At 56.0% G+C, this 3,290-nt stretch carries 5 protein-coding genes and 1 pseudogene; all 6 read left to right on the plus strand.

What is annotated here, in order from left to right:
* A pseudogene (locus tag AC3B8H_RS19640) lies at positions 1-183 on the plus strand (hypothetical protein); the annotation flags it as partial.
* Positions 180-794 carry a hypothetical protein gene (locus tag AC3B8H_RS19645; RefSeq protein ID WP_488443209.1) on the plus strand — a complete coding sequence of 205 codons (615 nt, stop codon included), beginning with the start codon at positions 180-182 and terminating at the stop codon, positions 792-794. The pseudogene AC3B8H_RS19640 and the gene AC3B8H_RS19645, both read left to right, overlap by 4 nt.
* A gap of 3 nt (positions 795-797) precedes the next feature.
* Complete coding sequence (locus AC3B8H_RS19650; protein ID WP_488443210.1) at positions 798-1,550, plus strand: hypothetical protein; 753 nt, start codon at positions 798-800, stop codon at positions 1,548-1,550.
* A 24-nt stretch (positions 1,551-1,574) separates the two neighbouring features.
* Complete coding sequence (locus tag AC3B8H_RS19655) at positions 1,575-2,450, plus strand: hypothetical protein (RefSeq protein WP_488443211.1); 876 nt, start codon at positions 1,575-1,577, stop codon at positions 2,448-2,450.
* The gene (locus tag AC3B8H_RS19660; protein ID WP_488443212.1) at positions 2,443-2,949 is read left to right on the plus strand and encodes a KilA-N domain-containing protein; all 507 of its coding nucleotides are present in this window, start codon (positions 2,443-2,445) and stop codon (positions 2,947-2,949) included. The genes AC3B8H_RS19655 and AC3B8H_RS19660 overlap by 8 nt, the downstream gene beginning before the upstream one ends.
* 37 nt (positions 2,950-2,986) lie before the next feature.
* Positions 2,987-3,290 (plus strand): DUF5131 family protein (locus AC3B8H_RS19665; protein WP_488443213.1); only part of this gene is annotated, 304 nt, incomplete at its 3' end.

Below are 3,290 nucleotides of genomic sequence, written 5' to 3' on the forward strand. Positions count from 1 at the left end.
CTGTTATCGGTAGAAACCTTCACGATTACCCGTGAGCTACCGCCACATACCGACGCCTGCATCTTCTGGCTGAGCAATCGCCAGCCGGATAAGTGGCGAAACAGAATGGAGCTTGAGTACACCGAGAGCGAATCCAGCAAGGCGGACCCAGACGCCGCACCCAACCAGGACGCCACCCCATGAACTCGGATGCCTTTACTAGAATCGAAGTCGCTGCTCACGACGGCGCCTTCGGTCACAATAGCCGGCCGACGCCGACCGATCGCCAATGCGCGGCCGGGAATTACAAAGTAGGCCGTACCGTGATCTACGGCATGCCGGTATCGATCGAGCAGCCGAGACACAGCTACCGGACTGGGGTTGATCCGAAAACCGGCCAGCGCTGGACCAACCGCTTGGCGGCGCATTACGGCTACTTCACCGGCACCCGTGGCGCCGACGGCGATCCCGTGGATTGCTTTATCGGTCCCTATCCGCAAGCAGAAACCGCCTGGATCATCAATCAGCACGTCGGCGGTGCATTCGACGAACACAAGGTCATGTTGTGCTTCCCCGACGTTGAAACCGCGCGGCGCGCCTACTTGGACAGTTACGACCGAGGCTGGAACGGACTGCACAGCATGGTCAAGGCCTCGATTCCCCAGCTTCGAGCCTGGTTGAAAAGCGGCGACCTGAAAAATGCCGTCTCGGCGGCCGATCTGGTTGGCTCAGCCGGGCAAACTGTCGCAGCAAAACAAGCCGCCAGAAACGCGGCCGACTATAGTCGCGTCAAAAACTTATTTTTGGGAGGCTAACTGATGTTCGAGCCGCTCAAGATCGGGTTTGGCGAATACCTGGCGGGATTCTATGCCGGGCTGGTGCCGACGACGCTGGACATGCAGGAATACGTTCAGCGCGGCCTTGGCAAAAGCATTGCCTGGGCGCCGTCGCGGATGGTGGATGCCGCCGAAGAAATGCTGGCGGCTTGGCAGCGCAACGATACCGATAGCGCGCCGACGCAACCGCCGAAACTGCCGGTGATCCTGGTTGCCATGGACCAAAGCCATACGCCGACCGGCCGAGAATTCGCTACGCAGATCGCCAATTCCGCCAAAGTCATCATGCCGGGCGATGCCAAAGAGCGGGTATTCGGCTTGCGGACAGTTTACGGCGACATCCGCATTCAACTGGTCTTTGTCGCCGCCGAAGAGCCGACGGCGCGCTCGCTGGCGTCTCAGTTCCTGCTCTACCTTGACTCCGTGCCGAATCGCCGGTTTGGCTACTCGACCAGCTTTGCCGGCGTCACCGAAGAGTGGGTGGCCTCAATCGAATCGCCGGAAGTCCCGGTCGTTGCCATTCGAACCGGCGTTAAGAACGTCGTCATGCTGGCGGCCGATATTACAGTCAAGGCCCAAATACCGCTTTACGACGCGCCCAAGGTCGGCGAACCCAACGACGGTAAAGGCGTTCCCGGTACCGACGATCCGGCCGGCTACCCGGTCGTGGTGCAAGCCAATTTCGACGACAAGACATTGAACACGCTGACGTCGGTGACCGCCGACAGCCCATAGCCAAGGTACGGACGAACTCAAGCCATGGCAAAACTGACCAAGGATCAATGGGCCGACATCCGCCGCCGCTGGGAAACCGACCCGCGCGACGGCCATCAATGGCTAGCTGACGAGTTAACCGGTCAAGGCGTTGAAATCAACCGCGCCGCGATCGCCAAGGCAGCCAGTCGGCAAAGCTGGACCAAGCGCGAAGCCGAAAATGTCACGCCGAAAAACGTCACTCAAAACGTCACTATGAGTGACAAGAGTGACAAAACGCCACTCCAAAAAGTCACTCCCGCGCAGGCCAAAAACATGGCTCTCAAAGCCATTCCCGAGCCGGAATGGGAAGAGGTTCACGAAGCCAGTCTACACGGCAACACCAAGTATCTTCCGGCGTTTGATCGGCAGGCGAATCTTTTGTGCAGGTTAGGCGCGACCGATGCCGAGCTGGCCGAGTTTTTTGGCGTTACCGAGCAAACGATAAATAACTGGAAGCGGATGTACCTGACGTTCTTTGAGTCCATAAAGACCGCCAAAACGTGGGCCGACGCCGAAGCCGCCAATGGTTTATTCAAGCGGGCTACTGGGTTCAGATACAAAGAAGTCAAGACCAAGCAGGTAAGGCCTATGGTCGAGGATGATGGTGATGGCGGCATTCAGGCGGCCGGCGACGAAAGCTTGTTGGTGGTCGAGGTCGTCACTACCGAGAAGGAAATGCCGCCAGACACATCCGCCGCGTTCCTGTGGCTCAAGAACCGCCGGCCGAAGGATTGGCGCGACAAGGTAGAAGTCGAGGCCACGCACAAACTGACGCCAGACATGATGGAGCGGCTCAAGACTGAAATGGTTGACCGGTTAACGGCGGCCAGGGAGCGGCAGCGGCAGGTGTTGATCGATCGGGGGTTGGTGGATGATTAATGGTGCCGATGTTTTAATCAATCGTGATTCGGATGGCCGATTCTGCCTCAATGATTTGCATAGGGCCGCTGGTGGCGAATCTAGGCATCAGCCGGGAAAATGGGAGATAACCCAGCAGGCCACCGACTTAATTGACGTGCTTGAATCTGATACTTCAATAACCGGAATTCCGGTTATCTTCAAAAAACAAGGGCTTGGAACCTACGTTTGCAAAGAGCTGGTTTACGCCTACGCCATGTGGATCAGCGCCAAGTTTCATTTGCATGTGATTAGAGCGTATGACGAAATGGTTTCCAGCGACTCAAAGCCAAAGACCGCACTTGAACTGGCCCGCGAACAAGTCGCCTTGCTCGAGCATATCGAACAGGTTGAGCGGCAACGCGACATAGCCATAGCTACCAAGGCTGAAATTGAAGCCGCGCAATTCTGCGCACCTTGTAAGCTGCCAAGTGGTCAGACTTCACGGGGGGGCGGGTGGGCAATGCGTATCAACAGCTGAATTATTAGGCTAAAATTCCTTTGAGGAGGTATTTTATATGGCTACAAAATCGCAAATTGAATGGACAGAGCAAACGTGGAACCCAATTACTGGTTGCACCAAAATTTCACCAGGGTGTAAGCACTGCTACGCCGAAGTCATGGCAAGCAGATTGCAAAAAATGCATGCACGGGGTTACGAAAACGGATTTAAGTTATCGTTACTACCAGAACGCCTATCGCAACCGTTGAAGCGCAAAAGGCCCACAGTCTACTTCGTAAACTCAATGAGCGACCTCTTTCACGAGGACGTGCCAGACCATTTTATTGACCAAGTATTTTCAATTATCAAGCAAACTCCAC

The organism is Methylomonas sp. BG-2 (assembly GCF_057766305.1).